The organism is Verrucomicrobiota bacterium, assembly GCA_038744685.1.
GTDB lineage: Bacteria > Verrucomicrobiota > Verrucomicrobiia > Opitutales > Puniceicoccaceae > Puniceicoccus.
In genome coordinates this window covers 116,133-142,327 of the sequence record JBCDMB010000003.1, presented here as the reverse complement: position 1 = coordinate 142,327, position 26,195 = coordinate 116,133, and the positions used below count along the sequence as shown (strand labels likewise).

Annotated in this window: 27 protein-coding genes and 1 tRNA gene; 17 read left to right on the top strand and 11 right to left on the bottom strand. The window is 51.9% G+C overall.

Annotated elements, in window-relative coordinates:
• Nucleotides 1–6 precede the first annotated feature (6 nt).
• From AAGJ81_03030 to trmD, 3 genes are all read left to right on the top strand, one after another.
• The gene (locus AAGJ81_03030) at nt 7–585 is read left to right on the top strand and encodes a hypothetical protein (protein ID MEM0965113.1); all 579 of its coding nucleotides are present in this window, start codon (nt 7–9) and stop codon (nt 583–585) included.
• The gene (locus tag AAGJ81_03025) at nt 585–1,517 is read left to right on the top strand and encodes a type II secretion system protein (protein ID MEM0965112.1); all 933 of its coding nucleotides are present in this window, start codon (nt 585–587) and stop codon (nt 1,515–1,517) included. The genes AAGJ81_03030 and AAGJ81_03025 overlap by 1 nt, the downstream gene beginning before the upstream one ends.
• Before the next feature lie 120 nt (nt 1,518–1,637).
• A complete protein-coding gene (gene trmD / locus AAGJ81_03020; GenBank protein ID MEM0965111.1) occupies nt 1,638–2,303 on the top strand; it encodes a tRNA (guanosine(37)-N1)-methyltransferase TrmD in 666 nt (221 codons plus the stop codon).
• Between the two features lie 159 nt (nt 2,304–2,462).
• Here trmD and hemE read toward each other — a convergent pair whose 3' ends face one another.
• The 4 genes from hemE to AAGJ81_03000 are packed head-to-tail and all read right to left on the bottom strand — an operon-like array spanning nt 2,463 to nt 6,726.
• The gene (hemE, locus tag AAGJ81_03015; GenBank protein ID MEM0965110.1) at nt 2,463–3,548 is read right to left on the bottom strand and encodes a uroporphyrinogen decarboxylase; all 1,086 of its coding nucleotides are present in this window, start codon (nt 3,546–3,548) and stop codon (nt 2,463–2,465) included.
• Complete coding sequence (gene hemF, locus AAGJ81_03010; protein MEM0965109.1) at nt 3,503–4,477, bottom strand: oxygen-dependent coproporphyrinogen oxidase; 975 nt, start codon at nt 4,475–4,477, stop codon at nt 3,503–3,505. The genes hemE and hemF overlap by 46 nt, the downstream gene beginning before the upstream one ends.
• Nucleotides 4,477–5,349: a substrate-binding domain-containing protein gene (locus tag AAGJ81_03005; GenBank protein MEM0965108.1), complete on the bottom strand. Its 873-nt coding sequence runs from the start codon at nt 5,347–5,349 to the stop codon at nt 4,477–4,479. Before AAGJ81_03005 ends, hemF begins: the two co-directional genes overlap by 1 nt.
• A gap of 12 nt (nt 5,350–5,361) precedes the next feature.
• Entirely contained in the window at nt 5,362–6,726 is a 1,365-nt protein-coding gene (locus AAGJ81_03000; protein MEM0965107.1) for a sigma-54 dependent transcriptional regulator, read from the bottom strand.
• 429 nt (nt 6,727–7,155) lie between these two features.
• On the opposite strand from AAGJ81_03000, the gene AAGJ81_02995 reads away from it, so the two are divergent.
• The 8 genes from AAGJ81_02995 to guaA all read left to right on the top strand — a co-directional run bounded on the left by AAGJ81_02995 (nt 7,156) and on the right by guaA (nt 15,387).
• Nucleotides 7,156–8,190, top strand: coding sequence for a sugar phosphate isomerase/epimerase family protein (locus AAGJ81_02995; protein ID MEM0965106.1), 1,035 nt, complete (start codon nt 7,156–7,158; stop codon nt 8,188–8,190).
• A 43-nt stretch (nt 8,191–8,233) separates the two neighbouring features.
• Nucleotides 8,234–9,421 (top strand): Gfo/Idh/MocA family oxidoreductase, encoded by a 1,188-nt coding sequence (locus AAGJ81_02990; GenBank protein ID MEM0965105.1) that lies wholly within the window; start codon nt 8,234–8,236, stop codon nt 9,419–9,421.
• A 320-nt stretch (nt 9,422–9,741) separates the two neighbouring features.
• Complete coding sequence (locus AAGJ81_02985) at nt 9,742–10,596, top strand: glycosyltransferase (GenBank protein ID MEM0965104.1); 855 nt, start codon at nt 9,742–9,744, stop codon at nt 10,594–10,596.
• A gap of 37 nt (nt 10,597–10,633) precedes the next feature.
• A complete protein-coding gene (locus AAGJ81_02980) occupies nt 10,634–11,041 on the top strand; it encodes a hypothetical protein (protein MEM0965103.1) in 408 nt (135 codons plus the stop codon).
• Between the two features lie 33 nt (nt 11,042–11,074).
• Entirely contained in the window at nt 11,075–11,632 is a 558-nt protein-coding gene (locus AAGJ81_02975; protein ID MEM0965102.1) for a shikimate kinase, read from the top strand.
• 24 nt (nt 11,633–11,656) lie between these two features.
• The gene (locus tag AAGJ81_02970; GenBank protein ID MEM0965101.1) at nt 11,657–12,373 is read left to right on the top strand and encodes a response regulator; all 717 of its coding nucleotides are present in this window, start codon (nt 11,657–11,659) and stop codon (nt 12,371–12,373) included.
• The gene (creC, locus tag AAGJ81_02965) at nt 12,370–13,818 is read left to right on the top strand and encodes a two-component system sensor histidine kinase CreC (GenBank protein MEM0965100.1); all 1,449 of its coding nucleotides are present in this window, start codon (nt 12,370–12,372) and stop codon (nt 13,816–13,818) included. The genes AAGJ81_02970 and creC overlap by 4 nt, the downstream gene beginning before the upstream one ends.
• 27 nt (nt 13,819–13,845) lie before the next feature.
• Nucleotides 13,846–15,387, top strand: a complete 1,542-nt coding sequence (gene guaA / locus AAGJ81_02960; protein ID MEM0965099.1) for a glutamine-hydrolyzing GMP synthase — start codon at nt 13,846–13,848, stop codon at nt 15,385–15,387.
• A 42-nt stretch (nt 15,388–15,429) separates the two neighbouring features.
• Here guaA and AAGJ81_02955 read toward each other — a convergent pair whose 3' ends face one another.
• From AAGJ81_02955 to AAGJ81_02930, 6 genes are all read right to left on the bottom strand, one after another.
• Nucleotides 15,430–16,833: a tetratricopeptide repeat protein gene (locus AAGJ81_02955; GenBank protein MEM0965098.1), complete on the bottom strand. Its 1,404-nt coding sequence runs from the start codon at nt 16,831–16,833 to the stop codon at nt 15,430–15,432.
• A gap of 67 nt (nt 16,834–16,900) precedes the next feature.
• Nucleotides 16,901–16,975: transfer RNA gene (locus AAGJ81_02950), tRNA-Cys, on the bottom strand.
• A gap of 93 nt (nt 16,976–17,068) precedes the next feature.
• The gene (locus AAGJ81_02945; protein ID MEM0965097.1) at nt 17,069–17,608 is read right to left on the bottom strand and encodes a fasciclin domain-containing protein; all 540 of its coding nucleotides are present in this window, start codon (nt 17,606–17,608) and stop codon (nt 17,069–17,071) included.
• A gap of 99 nt (nt 17,609–17,707) precedes the next feature.
• The gene (locus AAGJ81_02940; GenBank protein MEM0965096.1) at nt 17,708–18,520 is read right to left on the bottom strand and encodes an energy transducer TonB; all 813 of its coding nucleotides are present in this window, start codon (nt 18,518–18,520) and stop codon (nt 17,708–17,710) included.
• A gap of 8 nt (nt 18,521–18,528) precedes the next feature.
• Entirely contained in the window at nt 18,529–18,936 is a 408-nt protein-coding gene (locus tag AAGJ81_02935) for a biopolymer transporter ExbD (protein ID MEM0965095.1), read from the bottom strand.
• A gap of 10 nt (nt 18,937–18,946) precedes the next feature.
• Complete coding sequence (locus AAGJ81_02930; GenBank protein ID MEM0965094.1) at nt 18,947–19,633, bottom strand: MotA/TolQ/ExbB proton channel family protein; 687 nt, start codon at nt 19,631–19,633, stop codon at nt 18,947–18,949.
• A gap of 237 nt (nt 19,634–19,870) precedes the next feature.
• Here AAGJ81_02930 and AAGJ81_02925 point away from each other — a divergent pair, with 237 nt between their 5' ends.
• The 4 genes from AAGJ81_02925 to AAGJ81_02910 all read left to right on the top strand — a co-directional run bounded on the left by AAGJ81_02925 (nt 19,871) and on the right by AAGJ81_02910 (nt 23,612).
• A complete protein-coding gene (locus AAGJ81_02925) occupies nt 19,871–21,001 on the top strand; it encodes a carbohydrate kinase family protein (protein ID MEM0965093.1) in 1,131 nt (376 codons plus the stop codon).
• 125 nt (nt 21,002–21,126) lie between these two features.
• Entirely contained in the window at nt 21,127–21,786 is a 660-nt protein-coding gene (gene tmk, locus AAGJ81_02920) for a dTMP kinase (GenBank protein MEM0965092.1), read from the top strand.
• Nucleotides 21,779–22,711, top strand: coding sequence for a hypothetical protein (locus AAGJ81_02915; GenBank protein MEM0965091.1), 933 nt, complete (start codon nt 21,779–21,781; stop codon nt 22,709–22,711). Before tmk ends, AAGJ81_02915 begins: the two co-directional genes overlap by 8 nt.
• Before the next feature lie 79 nt (nt 22,712–22,790).
• Entirely contained in the window at nt 22,791–23,612 is an 822-nt protein-coding gene (locus AAGJ81_02910; protein ID MEM0965090.1) for a DUF2470 domain-containing protein, read from the top strand.
• 276 nt (nt 23,613–23,888) lie between these two features.
• Here AAGJ81_02910 and AAGJ81_02905 read toward each other — a convergent pair whose 3' ends face one another.
• Entirely contained in the window at nt 23,889–24,599 is a 711-nt protein-coding gene (locus AAGJ81_02905; protein ID MEM0965089.1) for a PEP-CTERM sorting domain-containing protein, read from the bottom strand.
• A gap of 298 nt (nt 24,600–24,897) precedes the next feature.
• Here AAGJ81_02905 and AAGJ81_02900 point away from each other — a divergent pair, with 298 nt between their 5' ends.
• On the top strand, nt 24,898–25,281 hold the full coding sequence (locus tag AAGJ81_02900) for a VOC family protein (GenBank protein MEM0965088.1): 384 nt from the start codon (nt 24,898–24,900) through the stop codon (nt 25,279–25,281).
• A gap of 3 nt (nt 25,282–25,284) precedes the next feature.
• Entirely contained in the window at nt 25,285–26,181 is an 897-nt protein-coding gene (locus AAGJ81_02895; protein ID MEM0965087.1) for an alpha/beta fold hydrolase, read from the top strand.
• The last annotated feature ends 14 nt before the right edge of the window (nt 26,182–26,195 follow it).

Below are 26,195 nucleotides of genomic sequence, written 5' to 3'. Positions count from 1 at the left end.
GAGTCGATGACGGGCATTCCACAAAGAGGCCGAAGAGAGGGTTTCTCTCTTGTAGAGGTAATTTTGGCGATTGGAGTTTTCGCTCTTACCATCGTCGCTGTGATTGGACTTCTTGGGCCTATCGCCCAGCAGGTTCGCGATTTGCAGGACACAAAGGTTGCCAACAGTCTCCCAGCGCCGATTCGCGAAGAGCTGAATCGGATCGGATTTCAGTATTTTGTTTTACAGAATTTGAACGGCACCCAAAATTTGCCAGCGGTACTATTTGGAACTGAAGATGGATCCCGTGTCGTGGGCTACCAGGGAACCATCGATGGTCCGGGTGCTGTGATTCCACGGGACGGGAGCGCTCCGCCAGGGATCGATGCCGCTGATCGTTATTTTGGAATCGAAATCATTCAACCTGATCCGTCGAGTAATCTTGCTTACAATAACGGCGATGCCCATGTAGCGTTTGAGGTCAGGATCACTTGGCCGTTCAACATCAAGACAGGGGTTGGGGCAAATGACTTTGAGACGGTAGCAGAAGAAGATCGAAGCGAGTTTACCTATTTCACAGCGATCGTTGTTGGGGAGCCATTCTGATGAAAAGAAAAAAAGTTCAAGGTTTTACCCTCATTGAACTGCTGGTCGCGACTGGGGTTACTGCAATTATAGTTGGGTTAATGATCACAATGGTGTCCAACCTGCTAACGGCCTATAATCGCAGTAGCGGTGCCCTCTCTGCCCAGAGTCAGGCCCGGTTTGTATTGGACCAGATCGCGACCGAAGTTGAGAGTATGGTTTTACGCAGTTCGACTGACGTGATGCTTGGTGCCACCATACGGGGAAATCCGAGCGGCTATCAGTGGACTCGATCTGATAAACCATCCGGTGGTGATTCACTTTCCATACCCCCTGTTGGTGTAGGCGACCGTTTCAATGAATTGGATCCGATCGAAGACCTTCGATTTAATCAGGGAGGCGTCTTTCTCACCTTTTTCTCTGCAGCTCCGACACTTGCCAATGATGTTGACACGGGAGTACGGGCAATCGGTTATCGAATGGAGTTTGATAGCGTCACAAATCTTGGCACCGAGCCTTACCAGTACCTCTTGTACCGGGTTGAGATTCCGGCCAGGGACACTTTCGATCTGGGTTATGATCTCTATGACTCGGGCTCATTTGTCGGACCGCCTGACCTCCTTTCGCCGGATGAAAACGACATTATTGCGAGCAACGTGGTCGATTTCGGCGTAAGGTTTTACGAGATAAGTGACGACACTCTTACCCGGGGTCAGCGAGGCCTGCTCTTCCCATTGAACCAAGGTGAAGATGAGTATTTCGCAGCCGGATCAGGAGCGCAGGCCTACCCGAACGTGATTGAGGTAATGATCCGGATTCTGACTCCAGAAGGAGTTCGGTTACTCCGGGCCCTCCGAGACGACAATCTTACTGGGACGGAATGGTGGGGTATCGTGGTCGAGAACTCCGAAGTGTATTCACGGGTGATCAACATTCCATCGGAGGTGTTGTAAGATTGTTTTGTGCGGGAGCGACCGACTCTCGTTTTGGGTGTTTCTCGTGTTGCGGCTGATGGGTAACCTAGATGATCCGAGGATAGCGATTGGATCGCACTTCTTTAGGCGGTAGGTCGGATGAGATTCGATGTGATTACTCTTTTTCCTGCGATGCTGGATGGATTTCTATCGGAAAGTATGGTGGGAAAGGCCATCGATCGCGGATTGGTCGAAGCTGCCGTTCACAACCTTCGGAAATGGGCAACCGATAAGCATCAAATAACCGATGACCGACCGTTTGGGGGTGGTGCTGGAATGGTTTTGAAACCGGAGCCCGTTTTTGCTGCGATTGAGGAGCTGCAAACCGATTATTCGACCGTGGTCTATCTGGCACCGGACGGAGAACCATTGAATCATTCAATCGTCATGGACTTGGCAACAGTTCCTCATCTTATCCTCTTGAGCGGACATTATGAGGGGATCGACGAGAGGATTCGGGAGAAGTTAGTGGATCATGAAATTAGTATCGGTGATTACGTTCTTACCAATGGAACGCTTCCCGCGGCGGTTTTGATTGACGCGGTATCGAGACAGTTGCCCGGGGTGCTTGGAGAGGCGCAGTCTCTTGGACAGGACAGTTTTGTCGAAGGTCTCCTCGGTATTCCCCAATACACGAGGCCAGCCGAGTTTAACGGGATGAAAGTGCCCGAGGTGTTGCTCTCGGGAGATCACCAGAAGATCGAATTGTGGCGGAAAGCGAAACGAAATGAGCGGACCTCCAAGCGGAGGCCCGACTTGTTGTAAACGGGCGAAGGGACTCAAACGTTCGGTCGGGTGAAGTGTGCGGCGAGATTCTTTGGGCGAGAGAGACGGGGTTCTGTTTGCGGATTTTTTCGAGCCGTACTGGATGAATTTGAAACGTGGATCTAGTTTCAAACTGCCCGGCTTGCGGAACGCGGCGCCCTACCTTGCTGGTTTTGCACTCGCTCTGCAGACTTCCCCCAAGAGGGCCTCCACGCATTCGATCTTCGTGGATGGACTTAGGCCGTGGCCTCCGTTGAGGACGAAACCGGGATCGTCTTTTCGTTCCTCCAAAAGACTCCGAATTTCTTTGGATACCATTTCTGGTTCGGTCTCAAGAATGAGCGGATCAAAATTACCCTGCAGCGCGACTTTATCCCCTACGATTTCCCGTGCCTGAGAAAGAGGAGTGGACCAGTCTACACCCAATGCATTTGGCCTTAGGGCGCATTGATCGTGGAGGCGGTGGCCTGCTCCACGAGAAAAGAGAATGAGGGGCCGATTGCAGGCCTCCTGAATCTTTCGCACCGGTTCAAGGCACCAGACTTCGTAAAAATCAGCTGGGCATAGGCCCGCCCAGGAATCGAAGAGTTGGATCGCATCTGCCCCTGATTCACACTGCAACCGGACGTACTCGATACACGAATCGGTGATTTTGTCTCGTAACTGGATTGTCAAATCAGAGGAACGGTAGAGCAGGGAACGAAGGTTTTTTCCCTCTCCGGGCGAGCCACCCTCAACGAGGTAGAGTGCCAGAGTCCAAGGAGCTCCGCAGAATCCGATGAGGGCTTTTTCTCCGTTGAGCGAGGAGCGCAACTGTCTCAGCGCATCTCCGACATAGTTTAAACGTTCGGCCGTTCCAGCGGGCTCGAGAGTGGCCAATTCGGATGAAGTGCGTACGGTTTTTTCGAGCTCGATACCGCCTTCATCGCGAAACCGATAATCAACACCAAGCGCCTCTGGAATGACCAGAATATCGCTAAAGAGGATTGCGGCGTCAATGGTAGGAAACCGTTGAAGGGGTTGTAGGGTCACTTCGGTCGCCAAGTCAGGAGTCTTTACGAGAGTCCGAAAGGAGTAGCGATCCTTGAGGGCACGATATTCCGGTAGATAACGTCCTGCCTGACGCATAAGCCAGACCGGTGCTCGGTCCTTGTTTCGGCAATGCAGAGCGTCAAGAAAACGTGTGCGGGACAAACCCATCAGGTTGAATGAATTGGCTCCAGCGGAGCTCCTGGGGCTAGCCAATCTCTCGGTTGTAAAAAGCGTGAATGAAGCAGTGCCTCAGGTGAGTTTGCTTGTGGCTTCCAATCGTATGACCAACGTGCCTCAAGGGGCATTGACATTAGGATTGATTCTGTTCGGCCACCCGAGGCGAGACCAAAGCGGGTTCCTCGATCATACAGGAGGTTGAATTCCACGTAACGGCCTCTTCGCAACCGCTGGAATTCTTTCTCCCGATCCCCGAAGGGAGTGGTGTGCCTTCTATCGAGAATAGAGAAAAAAGATTCTCCAAAAGCGGAACCGGTACGAAGGCTGAGCTGAAACGCGTTTTCAAAGCCGACTTCATTGAAGTCGTCGTAGAAGATCCCACCGATACCACGTTGTTCCTGGCGGTGAGGTAGGTAAAAATACTCGTCACAGGCAACTTTGAACCGCCGATAAAGCCCAGGGTCGACCGTCTTGCAGACGTCGCTTGCTGCTTTGTGCCAAGCAATTGCGTCTTCATCAAAGCCGTAGCAGGGGGTGAGGTCGAACCCACCTCCAAACCACCATTCTGTCTTTTCATCGCTGTTTTCCGGATAAACAAAAAATGCCCGAACGTTCATGTGGGCTGTCGGAGCGTATGGATTTCGGGGATGAAAAACTACCGAAACCCCGATCGCTTCGTAGGGCCTACCCGCAAAAGAGGGACGAGTGGCAGTAGCAGGGATGGGTAGACTGGACCCACTAACTCGAGAGAAGTTTACACCTCCCTTTTCGATCAATAGTCCATTTTCTACCGCGCGTGAGATCCCGCCGCCTCCGCCTTCTTTGGACCAACGGTTTTGTCGCAACGCCTCCTTTTTGTCTCGCTTTGTGATCTCGCTCGTTAGGTCGTCCTGTAGTTTTCGGAAGGCTCGATCTACAGCTTCAGGATTCAGAGAATTCGAATCTTTCTGATCCTCTCCGATCACTAGCTGGTGGGTAGTTCCTCGATGAGTTGAAGACGCCTTGAACGCAGGAGCGGAAAGAAGCGTTCTCGCTGAAGAATCTCGGCTACCTCGTCGGACAGGAGAAACTCGATGTAAGGCGCAAGGAAACGGTATTGGCTCATCGGAACGCAGACGAAGTATTCCAAGGAAAGAGGGTAGTCTCCGTAGTTTATGTTCTCTAGCGTTGGGCCGAAAGAAACTCCTCCATCAGAGGTCTGAATGCGGATTGTCTTCAAATCGCTGGAAAGTGGGAGTGAGTCTACGATCCCAATGGTAGCATCGTCGTTGCTTACGAAAGACTCTAGCCGAATGTCTGAAGAGAACTCTTGGATTCCCGAACGAATAGGATCCCCTTGAAGGAAACGATTGCTGAATAGATCGAGGATCGGACTCTTTCCCGAGTTTGCGTAGGCTGCAGCGATATTCCGGTTTTGCCAAGTTCCGGTGAGACCGAGTTCCGACCAGCGGGCGATGGCGTTTTCGTTGAGCGCACCAAACACGCCACCCAATTGCTGTTGGGTCATCGAAGTGATTGGGTTGTCTGCATTGACGACGACTGCACCAATCTGGAAGCCGAACGGGAAAACCGGGAACTCCAAGTCTTCCGGGCGCTGAAAAGGCATGGCAACGAGGATGATATCGGCCTCTCCCTCATAGAATTGTCGGAAGGCAAGTAAGCTCCCTCCTAAATCGACTTCGAGCTCGTCTCCTTCTTTCGAGGCAAATTCACGCAACGCATCAATCAATGCTTCTGGAATGTAGTCCGATCCAGCAACTTGTACATCTCTGGCTTTTCCGGAAAGGGTTAGGGAAAGGAAAACAAGCAGACAGACGAAAAATTGGGGAGTTTTCATTTTGGTGGGATGTCAAGAATCAGTAAGTTCCGGCCATCGTGCAAGCTTCCGATGAAGCGTTCGGCGGCTAACGCCAAGCAGATCGGCAGCTTTTGTCTTGTTTCCGCCGGTTTGAGCCAGAGCGTTTCGGAGAAGTCTTTTTTCATTTTGCTCCACTGAAAGAGGGTTCGAGATTAGCGAAGGTTCACCTCGTGTCTTTTGCTCTTCATACCCAAAGAATTTGGAGTCGAGGTCATACTCGGAGATTCTTGCGCCCCGTTTGAGAATAACGGTGTTTTCGCAGAAGTTTCGAAGTTCCCGGATGTTTCCCGGCCAGCTGTAACGAGTCAATATCTCTATTGCTTCAGAGGACAAGGTAGCAGGAGGGATACCGTTCTCGCGGCTAAAAGTCTCTATGTAATGGTCCAGTAGAAGGGGTATGTCCTCCTTGCGCTCGCGCAAGGGAGGTAGATCAACTGTGATCACGTTGAGCCGGTAGAGGAGGTCTTCGCGGAACTCACCTTTTCTTGCCATTGAATCGAGATCTCGGTTAGTCGCACAGACGAGTCGCACATCCACTTCGACCGGCTTCACACTTCCGAGTCTCTCAAAGGAACGTGATTCGAGAAACCGCAAGAGCTTGATTTGAGTCGAGGCATCGATTTCGCCGATCTCGTCGAGGAAGAGGGTACCTGAGTCTGCCGCTTCGAATCTTCCAATTCTTCGCTCTGTAGCTCCTGTAAAGGCTCCCTTCTCGTGCCCAAAGAGTTCACTCTCGAGGAGATTTGCGGCTAGTGCAGCACAGTGAACTGCGACAAATGGCTGTCTCGCGCGTTCACTGTTCTGGTGGATAGCCTGAGCGATCAACTCTTTTCCAGTTCCCGTTTCTCCCTCGATTAATACGGTGGCTTTTGAGGGCGCAACTAGCCGAACGGTTTCGAGAACGCTCCGGAGGGAAGATGAGTTTCCTAGGATTTCGTCAAAGCGGAACTTCTTGTCGAGTCGCTCATGGAGAATTTGGTTTTCTTCTTTGAGCTTTTCCGACTTAAGAGCCCGTTCGATCAAGAGCTCCAGTTTTTCCAGGCTTACAGGTTTCGTCAGGAAATCGTACGCGCCGCGTTTCATCGCTTCGACAGCCGTCTCAACTTTCCCGTAGGCGGTCATCATGATACAGACTGGCTGGGGAGATTGCTTCAGGGTTCGTTCGATTACCGACATCCCCGATTTTCCTGCCATTCTAAGATCAGTCAGCACGACATCGAAGACATCGTTATCCAAGTGGTTGAATGCCTCCTTTGCGTTGCTCGCCGTCGAGATATCGTAGCGGTCTTCAAGAGCAGTTTCGAGACCCTCCAGTGTGTGCGGCTCGTCGTCGACAATGAGAATCGATGCAGGCATGCCTTGCTCTAAGAACTCGTTCCGGTTTTCTCCAGAATGGCCACGACAACGAGGATGCTTAGCCGAGTTCTCTCCACTACTTGTCCTCTTTTGAATCAAGACCCCGCTCTGAAGGAGCTTCAGCGAGATAGAGGTCGCTTTGCAGGGTCAGTTCCTCGTGGTTTCTTGTGTTCGCCGGCATGAAGTAAAAAAGTATCTTCGGCTCGGTCGGGTTCAACTGCAAAAGGGGAAGGGTTGTCTGGGTGAGAATTGAAAGGATTCCCGGTTCTCTTTCGCACGAAAGGTTTGGATGGAAAGGGTTCTGTTCTCGATTTGTCAGCTTGTTTCGGCAAAACTTGACCCAAGCGTTTAGGGGTTTTTCCGGGATCGATAGGTCGACGTGGAGAAGATTTCGTTGTCATCGTTTTGAAAGTAGTTTTGCGTTTTCAAATGAGTCGAAAAGTTACCCTATTTACCGGCCAATGGGCTGATTTACCCTTGGACGACCTCCTACCGCTCGTCAAAGAAATGGGCTACGACGGCGTTGAGCTTGCCTGTTGGGGCGATCACTTCGAGACGGATAAGGCTCTCGAGTCGGATCGTTATGTAAATGACCTCTGGTTGAAATTACAGGGGAACGGCCTGACCTGTTACTCGATCTCCAACCATTTGGTGGGACAAGCGGTCTGTGACTTAATCGACGAACGCCACGAGGCGATTCTGTCTCCCAAAGTGTGGGGGGATGGCGAACCAGAGAGTGTCCGTTCTAGAGCCGCTGTTGAGATGATGGACACAGCCCGGGCCGCACGAAAATTCTTTGATGCCCGGCCCGATGAATCTGTGGTCCATCCGGTAGTCAATGGCTTTACCGGATCGTCGATTTGGCACTCGATCTACGCTTTTCCACCGACTTCCCAAGACTACTACGAGAAGGGCTTTAAAGATTTTGCAGACCGTTGGCTGCCGATTCTCGATGTTTTTGAGGAAGTGGATGTAAATTTTGCTCTCGAAGTCCATCCGACCGAGATCGCTTTCGATATTGCCTCCTCCCAACGTGCGATCGAAGCAGTTGGGGCGCACAAACGTTTCGGCTTCAACTACGATCCAAGCCATCTCGGTTATCAGGGGGTTGATTACGTGAAGTTCATTCGCGAGTTCCCAGACCGTATCTATCATTGCCACATGAAAGACGCTTGGTGGGGGCACGGAGACGGGACAGTCGGCGTTTTTGGTGGACATACCGATTTCACGGATCCCCGGCGTTACTGGGACTTTCGCTCCCTCGGCCACGGTGACATCAAGTTTGAGGACGTAATTGTCGCTTTGAATGATATCGGCTATGCAGGTCCACTTTCCGTTGAGTGGGAGGATGGCCGCATGGATAGAATTTATGGCGCCACTGAAGCATCATCATTTACTCGCAAAGTTGACTTCCCACCGAACTCAATAGCCTTCGACGCTGCTTTCGATAAAGAAAACCAGTAGCGAGGAACACTTCTCCAAAGAATTAACCCCAACGAATCCGAGAATGGCATCTAAACAACCCCTTAAAATTGGCATGGTTGGTGGCGGGGCTGGCGCGTTCATCGCCAACCCCCACCAAAAGGCAATTCATTTTGACGGAACCCGCAAAGTCCACTCTGTCGTGCTTCGTGCCGATCCTGAAGCTGCTTTGGAAGAGGCTAAAGAATGGGCGTATCCGGTTAAGGGATACGGGAGTTATGACGAGATGATAGCAGCTCAAAAAGACCTTCCCGAAGAGGAACGTCTCGACTACATTCTCATAGTCACGCCGAATTTTGTTCACTTCGACCCTGCTTACAAAGCGCTCGATGCAGGTATCCCGGTGATGTGCGAAAAGCCTCTAACGGTAAATCTTGAGGAGGCAAAGGAGCTCGTAAAGAAGGTAGAAGAGGTCAATATTCCGTTTGCCGTCGCTCATACCTATGTTGGGCACTGGACGAGTTGGTTGAGTCGCTTCATCGTTCAGTCAGGACTCATCGGTGAAGTTCGCTGGGTCGATAGCTACTACCTGCAGGGATGGCTTGCTGATAAACTGGAGGATACGGGCCAAGTGCAAGCGGCTTGGAGAACAGATCCCAAGCGGGCCGGGGCTTCTGGAGCTGGTGGGGATATTGGAATTCATGCCCTTGAGCAGCTTCGATTTGTTACCGGCCTTGATGTGACTGAAGTCTCTGCGCACTGTGAGTGCATGGTCCCGGGCCGCCCGATCGATGATCACTTCACGGTTTACGGGAAGCTTTCGAATGGTGGTAAGTGTTTGGTTCGTGCATCGCAGATTTGCCATGGGCACAAGAACGATCTCGGCATTCTCATTGCCGGAACCAAGGGGCTTTTGAAGTGGAACCAGGAAAACGCGGAGGCGATCACGATCTGCCTACCGGGTCAGCCGGATCGAGTCTACTGGCGGGGAGAAGTCTCACCGAACGATGGGTTCTTCGGAGACATTCCCCAAGAGCTGTTGGACGAGCCGACCATTCCTTCTGGCCACGTGGAAGCATTTCATGACGCGTATGCTCGGTTGCATCGCGAGTTTGAAAAGGACGTCCGCGCTTGGAAAGAAGGTGAACCGTGGAACTGCGATGGAAGCCGATATGCGAACGTTGAGGATGGGTGCATGGGCATGGCATTTATCGACGCCGCAGTAACCTCCCACAAAAACGGAAACGCTTGGACAAAGATCGATCTCGGCTGAGGATTGGTCCCAAAGCAAGGCTCCTTGGGAGAGGGTGCCGATCCTGGCCAAGGAGATTCTTTCTGTAGTCTTTTGGCTGAAGACGGAAGACAAGTCGCAACGGGAACGCTCTTCGTTCTCATAAATTGACGCTTTCGCATAGCCCTCAATTTGTCGGATCGTCAAGTCAATCGACGAATGCGGGTTTTACCGCATCATTCCACTAAAGAGCTGTAGTTCCGCCCGTCTTGTTTGGGCACAGGGACCGGAATTGATGAATCGCGGGAGGCGGGCCGGAAATTACCTTGCCGGGTTACCCTGAGTGGAGGAACGTAACTGCAATGGCCGCAGATCGGTTTTCCATACTGATTCCATCATGGAACAATTTACCTTTCTTGAAACTTTGTGTCGAGGCGATCCGTGAGCACTCGGCGACCGAACACGAGGTGATCATTCATCTCAACGAGGGAGCGGACGGAAGCCTGGAGTGGGTTGAGCAGGAGAATTTGCCCTACACCATGACCCCAAAAAACGAGGGAGTCTGCGTTGCCCTCAACAAAGCGTCTACTTTGGCGGGCACCGATTTCATTTGTTATGTTAACGACGACATGTACGTTCTGCCCGGTTGGGATGAGGCGTTGTCGGCGGTTGTGGATGATCTCGATCACTCCGAGTGGTTTCTTTCCGGGACAATGATCGAACCCACAGTTTCCCGGAACGCCTGCGTCATCGCACCGCGCGATTATGGTAGGACTCCAGAAAGTTTTCGAAGATCGGAGTTGCTTAGAGAATTCCTCGAGCAGCCAAAAGCCGACTGGTCTGGCGCGAATTGGCCTCCGAATCTGGTGTCGCGGGCTTTGTGGAACAGAGTCGGTGGCTACTCGGAAGAGTTTAGTCCGGGAATTTCCTCCGATCCTGATTTCTCACGAAAGCTTTGGGAGGCAGGGGTTCGTCATTTTCAAGGGGTCGGAGGTAGCAGGGCCTATCACTTCCAATCCGCGTCTACAGGTAGAGTGGAGAGAAATGACGGGCGGAGACAGTTTCTTCGAAAGTGGGGTATGACTCAGTCTACCTTTACCCGTTGTTACTTGCGGCTGGGAACGCCATGGACGGGTCCACTTTCTCCTCAGCCCTATTCCCCACGGATGATTTTCTACCGTCTTAAGTCTGCTTTTCGTCTAGCTTTCAGCCGGTAGTTGGTTGTTCTTGCGATAGGCTTGCACGATTAGAGTAGTGATTGAGTGGCTGGAGGATAACAGCATTTGGCTGACAGTTCTGGGGATCGGGAGTGGGTTGTTCTTCTTGGTTTCCATCTTCTTAATACCTTTGGTGATCGTCCGTTTGCCTGTTGATTATTTCGTGCGTGATCCGGTTTCATGGAGAAAGTTGAGTCGGGCAGCTTTGCTTCGACGCGTTCTAAAGAATCTTTTGGGTATTGGTTTGATAGGGACGGGACTTCTCATGTTGATCTTGCCGGGGCAGGGTCTTCTTACACTCCTGGTTGGATTTAGTCTTTTGGATTTTCCAGCAAAGAGGTATTGGCAGTTGAGGTTGATTGGTGTGCCAGCTGTGGGTAAGTCGATCGATTGGATTCGCGAGAAGGCAAACCGCGTCCCATTGAAGCTACCCAACCGCCCTTGACTCGCGACTGGTTGGATTGGATCTTTGGTCACGATGCCCGACTCGCCATGTTTTGCCAGCTCTACACCAAACCTGTATCTGACCGGGTTTATGGGAACGGGTAAGAGCTCGATTGGTCGCGAGGTGGCGAAAGCTCTTCGATACCGATTCATCGATTCTGATCGCGCGATTGAGAAAGCGGCTGCGATGAAAATACCGCAGATTTTTGCTGAGAAGGGTGAGTCGTGGTTCCGGGAAAGAGAGAGAGAGTTTATAGAAACGGGTCATCCCTCCGAAAGGTGCGTTGTGGCCTGCGGAGGAGGTTTGATTGTTCCGGAAGGTATGCGCGAACTGGTTGAGAGTCGGGGAGTACTCGTTGCTCTCTTTGCCTCTCCCGAAACGATCCTTGCGCGCACCTCAAGAAACAAAAACCGTCCTCTTCTGCAAGTGGCGGATCCGGAGTCCGAGATTAGGAAACTGTTGGCGGAAAGAAGTCCGATCTACCATCAGGTGGATCGAGCCGTTTCGACCGACGGAAGATCTTTTTCGGAGGTGCGCGAGGCCGTTCTAAGGATTTATCGCTCCGGTGCCTCCTCACAACTCAGCGGGTAACACTTACTAGAGTAATTTCGAGTGATGAGCAGGGTTTTAGTGGTAGAGGACGAACCTTCGATATTGGAGTCTGTTGTCTACGCACTTGGGAGCGAAGGAATCGAGACCTTGTCTGCTCACACTTTGGGTGAGGCGCGTGGGCTGATTTCTGCCGAAAACTGCGATCTTGTGGTGCTCGACATCGGGCTTCCCGATGGAAACGGTTTTGATTTTTGCCGGGAGATTCGTGCTGCTTTTGAGGTTCCGATTATTTTTCTGACTGCTCGTTCTTCGGAAGTGGATCGAGTTGTCGGTTTGGAGGTGGGCGGCGGGGACTACTTAACAAAGCCCTTCAGCACTAGGGAATTGGTAGTGCGGGTGAGGAATCTCTTACGGATGAGGATAGAACATCAAAGAATTCAGAGACCGGTAACACCTCGGACGCAAAGCGGTTTTTCCGGCCTTTCGGTGGACGTAGAAAGTGCGACTGTTGTGCTGCACGGAGCCGATGTAGAGGTTTCAGCCAGTGAGCTTCGTCTTCTCGCGGTGCTGGTTGAAGGCTCTGGAAGAGTTTTTTCGCGGGACCAACTAATGGAGCTAGCCTGGGATGATCCCGGTGCCAGTTTGGATCGGACCGTGGATTCCCACGTTAAGAACTTACGAGCAAAGTTTAGAGCTGTTGACCCATCCACTGAGGTGATTCGAACCCACCGTGGTCTAGGCTACTCGATCGGGAAAGATCTCGTTTCCAATTTACGATGAAAATCCGTTCCACGCTGGTATGCTCCTCTGCGATCCTCTTCGCGTTGGCCGGATGGTTTTTCTACCGATGGACGACTGTTGAGATACGGCCTTCCTACTTGAAAGTCGTTGAGGAGAGTCTTGTCGATTCTTCCAGACTTCTCGCGGCGATTCTCAGGGAAGAGATCCAACAGCTTGAGGGCGATTTTCCTGACATGGAGGGTCCTGCGCGGTTTTTGCGCAATGACCGTTTCAACGCGAAGATCTACGACTCGGTAAAACAATCCTCCGACTTGGAGTTTTACATCGCGAACCAGAACGGGTTTCTGGTCTTTCATTCCCACATTCCTGAAGAGATTGGAGCGGACTACTCTCAGTGGAATGATGTCTTTCTCACTCTCCGTGGAGAGTACGGAGTGAGGTCAACCCGGAGTGACCCTGACGACCCGGCATCATCGCGACTTCACGTTGCTGCACCACTCAGAAACAACGGCGAGATTGTCGGTGTCGTGACCGTAGTGAAGCCAATTGAGTATCCCTTCCTCTACATTGAGCAGAGTCGCCGTCACGCTCTTGTCGGAGTGATCCTCCTTTTTGTGGCAGCAACCTTGCTCGCGTTTGGCCTGTCCTGGTGGATCTCCAAGCCGATTGAAAGGTTGACCGCTTATGCGATGAAGGTGCGAAGAGGAGAAAGAGTCGATGGGCCTCGAATAACCGGAGCAACGGAGATTCGCAAGTTGCACGAAGCCATCGACCAAATGAGGGTGGAGCTAGAGGGAAAGAAATATGCGGAGACTTACGTGGCAAACCTCACTCATGAAATCAAAAGCCCGTTAACCGGTCTGCGCTCTGCAGTTGAGATCCTTAGAGGTGACCCTCCAGCGGTTGACCGATTGCGTTTTCTCGAACACGTGGACGCAGAATCGGAGAGGATTCATAAGATTGTCGAGCACATGCTCCTTTTGAGCACTTTGGAGGGTAAGGTTTCCTTGGAGCGAGAGGAGTGGATCGACCTTTGTGCTCTAACGGATAGGGTAATGGCCGAGTATCAGCCGTTAGCTTATGCGCGGAGAATTAAGCTCACTCTGAATGGAAGGCTGCAATCAGGAGTTGTTGGAGATGAAGAACTGCTGAAAGCAGGTATTGGAAACCTGCTGCAAAATGCGATTGAGTTCTCTCCATCCGATGGTGAGGTGCGTCTTTCTCTGGCGGAAGAAGGAGATTGCACGATCCTCCAAATTGAGGATCAGGGCACCGGTATCCCTGACTATGCGAAGGACCGTGTGTTCGACCGGCTCTATTCCCTTCCAAGACCGGACAGTGGGAAAAAGAGCTCAGGGCTGGGCTTGTCTTTGGTCAAGGAGATTGCCGAGCTACATTCCTCTCAGGTGAGTTTTGATTGTCCTTCAGAGGGTGGCACAATCTTTCGGTGGATGTTCCCGCGAATCGAAGTTCCGCTTGCGTGACCGATTGTGAGAGGTTCCAATCTCCCCATGAAATCGCAAAAGATAGCCGTTCTCGATTTCGGATCCCAATACACGCAGGTGATCGCGCGTAGGATCCGTGAGTGCAACGTCTATTCGAAGATCTTTCCTTACAACGTTTCTGCGGAGACCCTTCAAAAAGAGGAGATTCAAGGCCTTATTTTTTCAGGTGGTCCTGCGAGTGTTCTCGCAGAAGGAGCACCAAAACCGGATCCCGCAGTCTTTGATCTAGAGGTTCCGATCCTTGGGATTTGTTACGGAGTTCAATTGATTGCCCACATGATGGGGGGAGAGGTGTCCCGCTCTGATAGACGCGAGTACGGGCACGGAACGCTGAGAACTGTGGGAGAGAGCCGCATCCTTGCATCATTGCCAAAAGAGGTGAGGGTCTGGAACTCTCATGGTGATCGGATCATCCGTTTACCAGATGGTTTTCGACCGGTAGCTGAGACGGAGAACTCTGAATATGCGGGAATTGAGCATGCGGATAGAGCGATCTTCGGTCTACAGTTTCACCCGGAGGTCTCTCATACTGAATGTGGATCGGAGATCCTCCGGAACTTTTTGATCAAGGTGTGCGGTTGCACGGGTGACTGGTCTATGGCCAACTTTATCGAGCGCTCAGTGGAGGATATCCGGGAAGCAGTGGGTGATGAACATGTAGTCCTCGGATTGAGCGGAGGAGTGGATTCTTCGGTAGCCGCTGCTTTGATCCATAAAGCAGTTGGAAAGCAGCTTACCTGCGTCTTTGTCGACAACGGTTTACTCCGCCTGAACGAAAAAGAGCAGGTCGAGCTTCTCTTTAGGGAGAATTTTGCGATGGACCTAAGGGTCGAAGAGCAGGGTGACTTTTTTCTCGAGCGTCTCAAGGGAGTCGAGGATCCGGAAGAGAAGAGGAAAAAGATCGGTAACGCTTTCGTGGAGGTTTTTGAAATGGCTATCCAGAAGATTGGAGAAGTGACCTTCCTTGCTCAGGGCACTTTGTATCCGGACGTAATTGAAAGTGTGTCCATTGATGGAAATCCTGCAGCATTGATCAAGAGTCACCACAATGTGGGTGGCCTGCCGGAAAAAATGCGACTCAAGCTTCTCGAGCCGCTTCGAAACCTCTTTAAGGATGAGGTCCGCCTTCTTGGGCAGGAACTCGGTTTGCCCAAGGAAGTCCTCTGGCGCCAGCCTTTCCCTGGCCCCGGTCTTGGAGTCCGTGTTTTGGGAGAGGTGAAAGAGGAATATTTGGAAACCCTCCGGCGGGCCGACGCTATCCTAACGGAAGAGATGTATGCGTCAGACTTTTATTACAAGGTCTGGCAGAGTTTCTGCGTTTTTCTTCCCGTCCGGACAGTCGGAGTGATGGGGGATGAACGCACTTACGATCATGTGGTTGCGCTCCGTATTGTCGAAAGTGCTGACGCAATGACTGCCGATTGGGCACGAATGCCTCATGATTTGATCCGGAAGATTTCGAATCGCATCATCAACGAGGTGGATGGCGTAAACCGGGTGGTCCTCGATGTGAGTTCGAAGCCACCAAGCACCATCGAGTGGGAGTAAAACCCTAAAGGACGGGCTTTTGGCTACCCGGTAAAGCTAAGTCTAGCTTTGATTCCTACTGGCGTAAAACGCGTCGATCTTCTTGGAGACGTCGCGGAAGCCGATATCCGACGAATAGATTTCCTTGTAGTGATCGATCGCCTTTTGGTCCTCATTCATCCTCTCATAGCACTGAGCGAGATTGTAAATGATGTCCTTTTTCACGTCCGTCATTCCGTTGATTTCTCCTTTTGCCGTCGCGAACTGTTCGGCGGCCATGTCGAAGAACTCTTTGGACTTATAAGCTTTCCCGAGAAGGTTAAGACTGGAGATACGCACCTTCGGATTCCGTTGTGCAATTTGTAGCTGCTGGATTGCTGCATCCGTCTGATTGTCTTCGAGAAGAAGCTCTCCATACTGGTGGCGCGCAGAATAGTCATTCGGATAGCGTTTCACCATATCGGCAGCCTGTTCAATCAAGTAGTCTTTCCGCTCGCTGACCATGCGTTCAAGTTCGGACTGCAGTTCTCCATTCTCTGGATTCGCCGCTATTTCCTCTTTCTTCGCTGCGATCAAGGTATCTACGTACTCCCGATACAACTTTGTTTCGAGACGTTCGAGGGTGACATCAGCTTTACCTCCTTCGAGTTTGCGCGCTTCCTGAATCCAAGAGATCGCGGACTCATAGTCGCCCGACCGTTGGTAGTAACCACTCAATTGGCGGTAGTTGGTGAGATTCTCCGGTTCGCTTTGAATTCGTTCGTAAGTCTCTTGAATGAGCTTTTCGAGGCTCTCTTCGCTAGTCTGGGACCGGCTTGCCTGTTCGAGACTTTCGGCAACGTTTTTGTCCGCCAGCTTTGAACGGAAGTCCTCGTCCTCTTCCCAGTTCCCTTTTTTCATGGACTGTGCGACGGAAGCCTTCTTCACAATATCCTGTGCCTCTCCATCCCCTGGGTGCTCACGAATGATTTTTTCGCACACGCGGATACAGTCCTCCACACGGTCGGCTTCCAGATAGAACGTGGCGAGCTTTTTGCCCACGTTCAGGTCGTCAGGGTTGATATTGTAGGCAGCCTCAAAAGCAAAGGCGGCAGTGTGTGGGAGCTCGCAAGCTGCTGCTCCCTCACCCAGGAGCTTTAGGGCATCCACACTTTCAGGGTCGTCCTTAAGGATTTTTTCGGCTTGGACCATTGCTTTCGCTGGATCTTTCTTGAGGGAGACCGAGCTAATTTTCGAAAGTGGCTTGGATGTGATCCCAGACAGAAACGACTTCTTCTTTCCAGCATTCGCAGCCCGTTGCGCGTCATGGAGAACCTCCCGTGCTTCTACGCATCCAGGATACTTTTCGACTAGGCCCATGCAGATTTCGATCGCGAAAGCGGCGCTTCCTGAACGGATACTGTTACGAGCTTTTTCGACTTGTTTGCGGATGCGAGGGTCTAGGTCTTTGAGTGGTTGGTCTGACATGATATTGCGGTAAGCAGAAACGATCAGTATTAAAGGAAAGGTTGGTTCCGTCTAGTCAAAATAGAATTGGAGGCGCGGGACGGAATCGAACCGTCGAATAGAGGATTTGCAGTCCCCGGCCTTACCACTTGGCTACCGCGCCACTCCCGTCCCACACACTTGTGGGAATCGAGGCGATGACAAGAAAAAAGCCCGGCATTGCTGCCGGGCTTGGTCCAAACCAGAAAAGGGTTTCCTAGAGCTCGACGCTTGGCGGAAGGATAACCTGATCAATTACGTGAATCACGCCGTTGCTGGCTTCCACGTCAGTTGCGATCACGGTTGCATCGTTGACCGTCACGGTTCCGTCGGTGATGGCAATTTCAATCGGCGAGCCTTCCAGCGTATTTACCGAACCGGGGGTCACATTTGCTGCAAACACCTCGACCGGAATGACGTGGTAGGTAAGAATTGCGACAAGAGTGTCTTTGTTCTCAGGGAGGAGCAGTGTCTCGACTACGCCGTCGGGGAGAGCCGCGAATGCTGCGTCGTTCGGAGCAAAGACGGTGATGTTGTCAGCCGACTGAAGCGCGCCAGTTAGACCAGCAGCTTCAATTGCTGCTACGAGGGTGCCGAAGTCTCCAGCACCGGCCGCGGTTTCGACGACGTCCATACCGATAGGCGTTGATGTCTTGGCTGCCTTGGCGCCTCCCGCGCATGCAGCACAAGAAGCTGCGTAGGAAACTGAGGCTGCAACGAAAAGCGAGCCGAGGACTAATGCGATTTTTGTTTTCATAATTGTGGTGGTGTTAAGTGAAAGGAGAGGGAATGGAACCGTTATTTTGGGGTTTTCAAACAATCGAGGCCGATTTTTCAGGTGCTTCTACTGTTCGATTTACCTCCCCACCGTATTGCGGAAGGGGATGTTGTAGTTTCGAGCGGCTTGCGGTGGGGGCGGGTCCACTCTGTTTACCGTCTCGAACACTTGGACGATCGAAGAGTCAAAGAGACGGTTTCCAGACGAGTCGATGATTCGAACATTACTCAGGGTTCCATCGCGATTGACGCGAAAATTCACGATGGCCTGTAAATCCCTTCCCGAGAGACTCGGCGGTCGATTCCAAGCTGCGTTTAGCCTTGCCCGAAGCGCTTCAACATAGGTCAAAATGGCCCTCTGCTGCGCGGCACCCAAACCCGCCGCCAAATCGCGATCCGAGGCGGCGAGTAGATCGTCAAGAGCACTTGTGTCTGGGCGAATGTCAGGAATTTCCACTGGGTTTTGAGGCCGCGGGGTTTCTCTAACGATTGGTTTTGGCTGCCCATGCATTTTTACAAAATCTTCGTAAGAAACGCGCTCGGGTTCCGGTTCGGGGGCAGGCTCAGGTTCCGGCTCTGGTTCGGGTTCGGGCTCTGGCTCTAGTTCTGGTTCCGGCTCTGGTTCAGGTTCGGGCTTAGGCCGAATAGCACTCAAAGATTCGGGAGGAAGAAGGATGAGAGTGGTCAGATCCAGTGGGATTTGTGGGAGATCCTCAATCGGAAGAAGTGGATCCACCTGAACTGGCTGCGGCAGGGGTGGAGAAACGCTGGCAGACTGAAAAGCCTCGATCTCCTCTTCGCAGGAGACGAGTGAAATGACTACAAGAGCGAGAAGGAAAGCAACGTGAGTTCCGGAGACCCACTGAAAGACTTTTTTGTAAAGAGGAGTCATCGGAGTGCCTACTCTGAATAAGCGACGACCACCCGCGATAGGCCGAGGTTACGAAAAATATCGAGAACCTCAGCCACTTTTCCGTAGCTTACCTCCCGATCGCCCCTGACGATAAAGATGCGGTCGTTGGAATAGCCGCTGAGAATCTGTCCTAGAGCCGTTGCATCGACCAGCTCTGAACCGAAATAGAAATCACCCTCGCTGTCGATAGACACTTGGATTGGGTCCTCGGGAGCATCGCGGACGATTTCTTCAGATTGGACCAAATTGGGAAGCTGAACTGCCACCGGTTGCTCCAAGAGCGGCGTGGTGATCACAAATATGATCAGAAGCGCAAAAGCGAGATCGAGAAGTGGGGTAATGTTGATCTCGGACATCGCCCCCAGCTCTCTCTTGCTCTTAAAGCGTCTTGCCATGAAAAAACGTCTATCGGATCTCGAGTTCAATCCGGTCGGCAACCGAACTGGCGAAATTTTCCAACTCCATTGTTAGGTTTCGGATCTGCGAGAGTAGGTAGTTGTAGCCGAAGACGGACGGAATCGCTACCAAGAGACCCGCCACGGTGGTGAGTAAAGCACCGGAAACGCCAGGCGCCAGACTTTGAATGGTGGCCGAGCCAGCCAGGGCAACCCCGCCAAATGCATCCATTACCCCCCAGACGGTTCCAAGTAGTCCGAGAAAAGGGGCACCAGTAACAATGGAGGCCATCATGACCATTTTCGATTCGTAGGCGACCGTCTGCTTTGCAATGACTCGCTGCAGAGCGTTCTCGACCTGATTCATTTGCTTGGGATGACCTTCGGATTCAGGACCCTCCCACCGGTAGAACGCCTGAACCGCCGCAACGACCAGAGTAGCATAGGGGTTTCTCCTGGTTTTCATCGATTTTACGTCAATTTCAACGAGTGGTGAGTCTCTGTTCAAAGACTTCTCAAATCGGAGATTTCCGCGCCGAATCCGTTTGAGCTCGTAACCCTTTGCAATCATTACAGTCCAAGCGAGGATGCTTCCCAATCCCAATAGGAAAATGATGATTTTCCCAGCGAAATTGGAGAGGAGAAAATAGGTGAAAAGCGATGGATCGGACGCAGCTAAAAAGGAAACTTCGGTCATAGTCGGAGACGGTGAAAGAAGTAGTGGAAGCACGTCGAAAGGCTCAACCGTAAAAGGGTTGATCTTTGATTTTCATCTCTTGATCGGCTGTTCGGTCGTCTTGAGGAGCGCGGACTTTAGTCCGCCCCGTTGAAGTGGTGTGGTTTCCACATGACCTCGTGGCTCTAATTGCACCCTGAAGAAAGGCGCGACTGAAAATGATTTGATCCATGTCGCGGAAGTCTTTTCCTTCGGCGGATGGATAAGAAAACCGCAGCGATTCAAGAGCTCTCGGCAAAAGCGAGTGAGGCATCCACAAGAAGTGTGTTGGTCGGTCTCGATGGTTTCGTCGATACCATCATCAATCCGGTGGATCGGCGATTTGGTCCCGGTGACAACTATGAACCGATTCGTGAGATGGCCGCTTTTGGGAATCGCATCGTGGCTGCTGCGGGCAAGAGCACAAACATCGAGATGGGAAAGATCACTGAGAAACTGGGTGGAAACGGACCCATACTTGCCAACGCCGTTCTTGCTGCGGGTTTCCCAACGCGTTACGTAGGGGCTCTGGGGATTCCGGAAATCCATCCGGTATTTAAAGATATGGCAGCGAAAACCGATGCGGTGTCTTTGGCTGAACCCGGTGTGACGTATGCGTTGGAGTTTAAAGATGGCAAGGTGATGCTGGGTTTGATGGATTCTCTCGAGGAGGTTACCTACTCAAAAGTGCTGGAAAAAATGGGAGAAGGTGCGTTTTTCGACCTGCTTTCTCGGACGGATTTGTTCGCTGTAGTCAACTGGACGATGCTGCCGTTCCTCACCGGGTTTTTGCAGAGTCTGATCGACCAGGTCTATCCGAATTTAGGTCCCCGTGACCACCGGAGCTTCTTTTTCGATTTGGCAGACCCCGCCAAACGCTCTGATGGTGACCTGGTAGGCGTCCTTCGTCTCTTGGGACGCTTCTGCGCTTTTGGTTCCACTACTCTCGGATTGAATTTGAGTGAAGCTCAGCATGTTTCGCGTGTTTTGGGCCTTCCGAGCGGACACGGCAACGAGGAAGACATTCGGGGGATGGCGCGTTCCATTCGTTCCGAGATCGGAGTAGATTGCGTGGTTGTCCATCCGCTGGATTGTGCTGCGTGTGCGACGAAAGAGGACACTTTTTACACCGATGGCTTTTTCACCGCAGATCCCACAATTACGACGGGCGGCGGTGACCACTTCAACGCCGGGTTTGTGGCTGCACGGCTTCTCGGATTGTCGCCAGACTCAGCTTTGGTGATCGGTTGTGCGTTTTCGGGGTATTACGTGAGGTCAGCCGAAAGCCCCTCTTTGGGGGCCATAGGGGCCTTTTTGCAAAATACGGAATTTGCGACGCTCCCTTCTTAGAACATGACCTTGAACATCTTGAGGGTGCGTTTTCGCTGTGGGCGTGAAGCGAGGGGGATCGTTTGACCGTAAATTCGTGGTTTTGGGTCTCGTCAACCGTCGGTCAGGCAGAATAAAAAGTAGGGATGTCGAAAAATGTCCCGGAACGAAACGGCTTGTTGATCTCTTTTGAGGGATCTGAGGGAAGTGGTAAGACGACCCAGATCAGTCTTCTGTCGAGTAAACTTGAGGATGCTGGTTATGATGTGGAAGTCACCCGCGAACCGGGAGGAACGGATCTCGGTGAGGAAATTCGGCATCTTCTCAAACATTCAAACAGTGGCTCGGGCATGGTGCCTGAGGCGGAGCTACTCCTTTTCGCGGCTGCCAGAGCGCAACTCGTTAGGGAAAAGATCCTCCCGGCGATCGATGAGGGCAAGATCATCATTTGTGATCGTTTTCTCGATTCGACAACCGTCTATCAGGGGGTAGCTCGCCAGCTCTCCAAGGAGCCCGTCACGGTGATCAATCGGTTTGCAGTAGGAAATTTTATGCCGGATTGGACGATTATTCTCGATATCCCCGCTGAAATCGGGATCGAACGTATTCGTCACCGGGTGAGCGACTTGCCGGATCGAATGGAGGCTGAAAACATTGGTTTCTACCGAGCCGTTCGCGAAGGGTATCTTCTTCTCGCAAAATCCCTACCGGGCCGCTACTCGGTGTTCGATGGAACCCAATCGAAGGAGTTGATCGAGGACGAGATTTGGGAAGAAACTCAAGAGCGTTTCTTCCGGAATGGTTGAAGCGAAGAAGGATCACTGGGATCCCGCCGGGATTCCTCTAGAGACCTTTAGAAAGGGAAGGTTGGGGCATGCTGTGCTTCTTCATGGACCGATACTAAACTCGTTGGAGAAAGTAACGGAGAAGCTTGCTGGTGAAATTCTAGGGACAAGCGGCTCGCCAGCAAAGCACCCGGACTGTCGGATCATTCGCCCGATAAACCGCATGCGGCAAATCGGAGTCGAGCCAATCCGCGATCTGGTAAAGGTCGTCAGCCACACGGCAAACCAGGGTGGCCGGAAGGTGGGTATCATTGTCGAAGCTGATCGAATGAACCTTCAGGCTTCGAATGCCTTTTTGAAAACCCTCGAGGAGCCGCCTGCTGATACCAACCTTATTCTGATTAGCGCCCGGCCCAATGATCTTTTGGATACGATTCGGAGCCGCTGCCTTAGCTTCAAGATCCCTGGTGGCCTCGTCCCGATCGAGACACCTGAGTGGAAATCGTGGCTTGAGGATTTTGACCTTTGGTTGACTCGAATTGAGAAGCCTCCACGCGACCGGAAGGAGACCTCAGAGACGGTCTTGCGCACGTATGGGCTTGTTCAGCGTTTTCAGGAAACCCTTACTCTTTTGTCCGCGAGTCGATTGGAAGAGGCTCTCGAGGATCTTCCGGATGACATGGATGACGAGCAGCGAGCCGCTGTCAGTGCAGGGGTCGAGAGAGGCGCGCGAAGCGATTTGCTCGCGGGAATTTCGTCAGCTTTACGCGATTGGGTGGTGTCACGCTCTAAAGAACGCAATGAGGTCGTTCAGAGGATTCGCAAGTTGGTTCTTGCTGTCGAGGAAACGGAAATGACCGCCGGATTGTTGGCTCTCAACTTCAACGGGACCGCTGCGATTGAACAGTTACTGATCAAAATTCTCCGCGTTTGGAGTCGCCAGTAGCCGAAAAGGCCCTCTGCGTTCATCCGGGGCTTCAAAAGAACTGTTTGCCACGGCACCGGATTTGCTTCTGGGTTTACCCATGGCCACCACTGCTAAACTTTCGCCGGAGCAATCCGCACTTCACGAATACGAGGAGCTGCTCAAGGACTACAAGAGCGTGATGGTAGGGTCAGTGAGTGCTTCTGGTGTTCCGGAAGTGAGCTACACGCCTGCGATCCACACAGCCAATCGTGACTTCTTCATCTACGTGAGCGAGATGTCGGCTCACACCCAGAACATTCGCGAGCAGAAGACCGCATCGCTCATGGTGATTGAAGATGAGAAAACGGCGAAGCAGCTTTTCGCTCGTAAACGGGTGACTTTTCAATGCGAGGCTGAGGAAATCGAGCGCGACTCAGAGCCATGGAAGGCAGCGATGGTCGAATTTGAGACTGAACTCGGTGGGGTGGTGAGGGCTTTAATGGGAATGGCTGATTTTCACCTGATCCGCCTAAGGCCATCGGAAGGGCGTCTAGTCGTCGGTTTTGGTAGAGCATTTGACGTGACCGGTGAAAACCTGGATGTGGTCGAGCATGTCAAAGGCATCGACGGTAAAGGTCACAAAATGATCAAGAAAAACGCCGAGCCATTGAGCCCGGAGGTGGTTCAGCGCATGGTCAATCACATGAACGAGGATCACAGCGACGCCGTGCTCCTCTATGTGAAGCACTTCGCGCAACGGGAAGCGGATTCGGCGTCCCTCGAGGACATCACCCACGAATCGATGAAAATTAAAGTTGATAACGGAGAGGAGTTAGAAATCCCCTTTAGAAAGCCGCTAGCAGACTCTCACGACGCTCACATGACGATGGTCAAAATGGCGAAACAAGCGCGGAAAGCCGTCGAGGCTGAGTTGGTTTGAAGGCTTTGGCCAGTAGTCCTCCTTGTCTATTTCTTCGCGATTTCTATTGACTGATTCAGTGTGGATCGCACTGGGCCGAGACACAGGCCGTCTGGCTCAGCTTTCCGAATTCCTAGGATAATTTCCAAGGGGGTCAGCCGTTCGGGTTCAACGCATGGAAATCATTCAAAGGCGTTGGTTCCCATCGTATGGTTGAATGAGAAATGGTTCCTATCCACTTTGGATAGGAAATTTACACATGATAGTGTTGATGTCTCTCGAGAGGCTCTGAGAAACCTATGATCTTATTTGTCTTCCGCGTCTGCGTAGTAGGACCCCCACTCCAACGATAAGGCCAGAGAGCAGTGCATAAGAACTCGGTTCAGGGACCACGCTAACGTTGTCTATGTCGAATTTCAGAGAATCAAAGGCTGTGGATGCAGGTAGATACAAACCAAATTGAAGATCATTGAGGTCAGAAAACACCGAACCAAACGTTCCGCCACCATACGACAAGAAAGGGGGATTACTGTCTTCGATGGGAAGTGTTATTTTTGTCCAAGTGTTTGGGGCGATTGAGTAGACAGCGTTGTTCGCGGTGCTAGCAGCTTGCCCGAAACCACGGTTGAGACGTGCGTAAAAATTTAGATCCGATCCAAAATTGTGACGAACGTTTACCGAGATTTCAGTTACCCCTTCTGTGATCCAATCTCCCACGAACGCATCGCCACTAGCACTACCTGCGTTTCCGCGCATCAAGATGGCTAGAGGGTCACCAAAGCCCCCTGGACCAGTCGTGCCTGTAGTAAAAGAGGCCGGGCTGAAGGAAATGTATCCAGAGTCTCCAACACCATCCGAAGAAAAATAATCTGGAGTTCCAGAATCACCATCCAGCCAACCAGAGTCGTTGGTGTCAAAAGTCTCAATGAAAGGAGGATTAACCATTCCGAAACTACTGGTGATTGAAAATCCAGCAACACATGCCGAAATGAAAGAAGCTTTGTCCATCTTCATATGCAATAGAAACAATCCAAATCTATTGTTGTGCAAGCAATTTTTGTGTTTGTGTCTCATTTTCATAGAAAGTCTAGGCCTCGGCGGCGAGAACCAGACTCTTTGGTTTGTTTTCTGGTTTACGCAGTAACAGCTGGCGGTGGCGACGCCGAGTTTTGGCCTAGCTGGTTACAATGGCTATCGCCTTCGTGCTACAGGGCTCGGTTATCCCGCGGGTTTGGTGTTACTCCAATCGAACGTTTAGAGCAATTTCCGCTGGCAACCTCTCCGGGCATGAGACTTACTTCACGGTATGGGTATACGATTCCTCCACACTCGAATTCGCGTAAGCGATCTGGAAAAGTCGATTGAGTTCTACTCTAAGACTTGCGGTTTCGTGGTGGCGAAGCGGAACGACAAGTCCCCGGCGGGCAATCAGATCGCCCACCTCGAGCTTCCGGGGAATGCGCACATGCTGGAGCTGACTTACTCCCCGGATTTCAAAGTCGAATTTCCTGAAGATCTGATGCATACCTGCATCGGGGTGGATGATATCGTCGAGCATTGCCAAAAGCTGGAAGACGAGGGTGTTGAGATCTGGCCGGAGAATTGGAAAGAGAAATTTACCAGCGGCGGAAGCAAGATGGCCTTCATTACTGATCCTGACGGCTACGAGGTAGAGATTCTCGAACGGTAGGGGATGGTGGTCGAGGAAGTCCCGCCTTCCCTCCGGTTGCTTTATCCGTTCACGCCGAGGAGGGTCCGGGTGAAGACCGGCGAGCTGTCGGTGGTCAATGAAGGAGAAGGTCCTGTTGTTGTAATGGTTCATGGGAACCCCTCTTGGTCGTTCCTGTTTCGAGACCTGATCCTTCGGCTCCGATCCTCCTATCGTTGTATCGCTGTAGACCACCAAGGGTGTGGTTTGTCCGATCCCCAGAAGGCTCCGCTACGAATGGAGCAGCATTCGGACAATCTTGGAATGGTCCTTAGCGAATTGGGTGTAAACCGCTACGCGCTGGTCGCTCACGATTGGGGTGGGGCGATTGGAGCCCACCGGGCTGGTCTTCAGGCAGAGAAAATACTGGCGACAGTCTTTCTCAATACCGCTGCCTTTCCAGTCCATCGTATGCCGTGGCAGATCCGTTTGGCCCGGGTTCCTTTGCTCGGCCGGATTTTGATGGAACAGTTCAATGCGTTTGCGATTGGTGCTGCACGGCAGGGAGTTGTGAACCCATTGGCTGAAGCAGTGGAAGATGGTTTTCTATTTCCTTGGAGAGAAAGAAAATCGCGCCGCGTCGTCTCTCGGTTTGTCGAAGATATTCCATGGCGGAGAAGTCATCCAACTTGGAAGACAATTCTTCAAGCGGAGAAAGGTTTGAAGAATTTGGCGACCAAACCCTGCCTACTGGCCTGGGGGCTCAAAGATTTTTGCTTTGATGAGGTGTTTCTCAATGAATGGATCCAAAGGATGCCAAATGCGGAGGTAGAGCGTTACGAAAATGCCGGCCATTACGTGTTCGAGGATGCAGGTGAGCCTTTGCTGGAGAGGATTGAGGTCTTTATAGGAGAGAGTGTGGGAGCTGTTCTGGGAGGATGAGGTTTTCGATCGGC